Origin of the sequence: Nonomuraea lactucae (assembly GCF_003313395.1) — a bacterium.
Taxonomy (GTDB): domain Bacteria; phylum Actinomycetota; class Actinomycetes; order Streptosporangiales; family Streptosporangiaceae; genus Nonomuraea; species Nonomuraea lactucae.
In genome coordinates this window covers 1-3,096 of record NZ_QNFZ01000682.1, presented here as the reverse complement: position 1 = coordinate 3,096, position 3,096 = coordinate 1, and the positions used below count along the sequence as shown (strand labels likewise).

Here is a 3,096-nt window from a genome sequence, read left to right as displayed (position 1 = left end):
GCTCGGCGGTGGCCACGTCCACGCGCCCGCCGGAGCCGCTCACGTCCGGGGCGGACGCCGCGGCCGACGGCCCGTCCCGGGTGACCACGGTCGCGTACGGCGGCGCGCCGCAGCCGGTGCTCAGCGCGCAGAGGCCGGCGAGCAGGGCGAGCAGTCGTAGCTGCACGGTCGGGTCCCGAAGGTCGTGGCCGTGGGAACGGCGGTCTGTCCGGCTGAGCCCATCACCGGGTGCCCCGGCGATCGCCCATGGCAGCGTAATGCCGATCAAAGGTATTTGTCCGGGCATAAGCCGATATTCGTGGGCGTACTACCACGAGAAGTGATCTCCCCCGCTCCGACCCGGAGGAGGGACGGAGACCAGTAGGCTGGTGTCGTCAAGCCGGACGAGCGCCCTGGACCCGAAAGGACCGAGCAGGAGACGTGGACTTCATCAGGCCCCTCTACCAGCGGTTCTCGACCTTGCTGCACGAGCTGACCAAGTTCGGCCTGATCGGCGCCATGGCGTTCGTCATCGACACGGGCATGTACAACGTGGCCCTGATGGCGCTCACCCTGGGGCCGATGACGTCGAAGGTTCTGGCCACGGCCATCTCGGCCACCTTCGCCTACGCGGGCAACCGGTTCTGGACGTTCCGGCACCGTGAGCAGAGCGGTCTGGGCCGCGAATACTTCCTGTTCTTCCTGCTCAACGGGATCGCGCTGCTCTTCGGCGTGCTGGCGATCGGCTTCACCCGCTGGACGCTCGGCCTGGACGACCTGCTCAGCCTCAACATCGCCAACTTGGTGGGCGTCGCCCTGGGCACGCTGTTCCGCTTCTGGTCGTACAAGAAGTGGGTCTTCCTGGAGGCGACCGAGCCGATCCCCACGGAGCTGCCCGAGGTCGAGGTCAGGCAGGACCGCTGACGATCCGGGTTCTGCCGTTGTCGTCGGCGGGCCGCAGGAAGATCGCAAAGGTGGCCGGGCGACGCCGCACCAGCTCCAGGCGGCCGCCGTCGGCGGCGGCCAGCGCGCGGGCGAGCGTCAGCCCGAGGCCGGTGCCGCCGGCCCCGCTCACGTTCCGGTCGAAGACCTTGGGGGCGATGTCGTCGGCGATGCCGGGGCCCTCGTCGGTCACCTCGATCACGATGTAGCTGTCACCCTGGGTCGTGGTGACCGTGACCGTGCCGCCGCCGTAGCGCAGGGAGTTCTCCAGCAGCGTGGCGATGACCTGGCCGAATCCCCCGGTGGTGGCCAGCGCCTTCAGCCCGCGGGAGCCCTCCAGCAGCAGCGTGCGGTCACCGCCGCGGAAGACCGGCTCCCATTCGGTGATCTGCTGGATGAGCACCTCGTCGATCGAGACCGGCTCCGCCTGCGCCTGGCGCTGCCTGCGGGCGGCGGCGAGCAGTTCGTCGATCACGGCGGTGAGCCGCTCGGCCTGCACGATGGCGGCCTCGCCCTCCTCGCGTACCGTGGCCGGATGGTCGCAGGCCGCGACGATCTCCTCCAGGCGCATGGTCAGCCCGGTCAGCGGCGTGCGCAGCTGGTGGGAGGCGTCGGTGGCGAACTCACGTTCCCGGGTTATCAGGTCGGAGATACGGGTTGCGCTGTGGTCGAGCACCTCCGCCACCCCGTCGAGCTCGGGTATGCCGTAACGGTGTTTGCTCGGTCGCGCGTCACCGGATCCCAGCCGTTCAGCGATCTTGGCCAGGTCCTGCAGCGGCAGCGTCAACCGGCGCGACTGCACGATGGCCAGCCCGACCGCCACGGCCAGCGCCGCGGCGGCGAGTGCCACGATCAGGAGCAGGCGTGCCCGCACGTCCTGTTCGATCTGCTCCCGGTCGCGGCTCACCCGGACGTAGATGCCGTTCTCGGACTGCGCGTCCTCGGCCATCTGCTGGCCGGACGGCGGCGCCACGCCGACGATGGTCGCCTTGGGCGGGTTGGCGCGCTCGTATATCTGGATGTGGCGGCCTGGATATTTCTGCTGGAGCTGCTGGGGATCCAGCGGCGTCTCCTGGATCCGGGCGTACTCGACCTCCCCCACCAGTCGCGTCGCCTCCGCCCTGAGCTCCTGGGCCGCCTCGTCCACGATCAGGCGGCTCACCACGATGCCCAGCGGGACCCCCAGCAACAGGACCGCGATGACCGCGACGACCAGAGTTGAGGTGAGCAGGCGGCGGCGCATCCCTACTCGCGTTCGAAGCGGAAGCCGACTCCCCGGACCGTGGTGATGTAGCGAGGCTTCGCCGCGTCGTCACCGAGCTTGCGGCGCAGCCACGAGATGTGCATGTCGAGCGTCTTGGTCGAGCCCCACCAGTTGGTGTCCCACACCTCGCGCATGATCTGCTCGCGGGTCACCACCTTGCCGGCGTCACGGACCAGGACGCGCAGCAGGTCGAATTCCTTGGTCGTCAGATGCAGCTCCTTCTCCCCCATCCAGGCGCGGCGAGAGTCGGCGTCGATGCGGACGCCCTGCACGACCGGTGTTTCGGACGTGCCGCGACGGAGCAGCGCGCGCACGCGGGCGAGCAACTCCGCCAGCCGGAACGGCTTGGTCACGTAGTCGTCGGCGCCGGCGTCCAGGCCGACCACCGTGTCGACCTCGTCGACGCGGGCGGTGAGTATGAGAACCGGGGTGCCGTGCCCCTCGGCACGGATCCGGCGGGCGACCTCCAGCCCGTCCATCTCTGGCAGGCCGAGATCAAGAACGATCAGGTCGATGCCCCCCGACAGAGCCCTCTCCAGGGCCTGCGGGCCGTCGGGGCTCACCTCAACCTGATAGCCCTCACGGCGCAGTGCACGCGCGAGCGGCTCGGAAATCGAGGTGTCATCCTCGGCGAGAAGTACGCAGGTCATGAAGCGATCGTAGGACCTTAAGCGATCGTTTCCCGGGTACAGCGCACGGTTTGACTCGTCGTTGACCTATCCATTGACCTGGGCAAACGCTGATAAATATCGGCTAGTCATGCTTAAATTACCGCGATTGTCGGGGGGAAAGGCGAATTTCGATCTTGCCATTCACGCGAAACGGCTTCGGCGTCCCGGCGTGTCGCGGCGGGAACACTCCGGCGATGATTCCGGCCGGGCGCTCCGGAGACGCGCCGCGCCCGCCGGATG

At 68.6% G+C, this 3,096-nt stretch carries 3 protein-coding genes; 1 reads left to right on the top strand and 2 read right to left on the bottom strand.

Features of this window, described 5'->3' with window-relative positions:
* The first annotated feature begins 420 nt into the window (after positions 1–420).
* Positions 421–903 carry a GtrA family protein gene (locus DQW85_RS25345; RefSeq protein WP_113702479.1) on the top strand — a complete coding sequence of 161 codons (483 nt, stop codon included), beginning with the start codon at positions 421–423 and terminating at the stop codon, positions 901–903.
* Here DQW85_RS25345 and DQW85_RS25340 read toward each other — a convergent pair.
* Together DQW85_RS25340 and DQW85_RS25335 are read right to left on the bottom strand one after the other, a co-directional pair.
* Positions 887–2,164 (bottom strand): ATP-binding protein, encoded by a 1,278-nt coding sequence (locus DQW85_RS25340; RefSeq protein ID WP_113702478.1) that lies wholly within the window; start codon positions 2,162–2,164, stop codon positions 887–889. The genes DQW85_RS25345 and DQW85_RS25340 overlap by 17 nt on opposite strands.
* 2 nt (positions 2,165–2,166) lie before the next feature.
* Complete coding sequence (locus tag DQW85_RS25335) at positions 2,167–2,835, bottom strand: response regulator transcription factor (protein ID WP_043620820.1); 669 nt, start codon at positions 2,833–2,835, stop codon at positions 2,167–2,169.
* Positions 2,836–3,096: the final 261 nt, after the last annotated feature.

What these genes read in the sequence shown, in the direction of transcription:
- DQW85_RS25340 (WP_113702478.1), bottom strand. Translation starts at nt 2,164, where the DNA reads ATGCGCCGCCGCCTGCTCACCTCAACTCTGGTCGTCGCGGTCATCGCG.
- DQW85_RS25335 (WP_043620820.1), bottom strand. Translation starts at nt 2,835, where the DNA reads ATGACCTGCGTACTTCTCGCCGAGGATGACACCTCGATTTCCGAGCCG.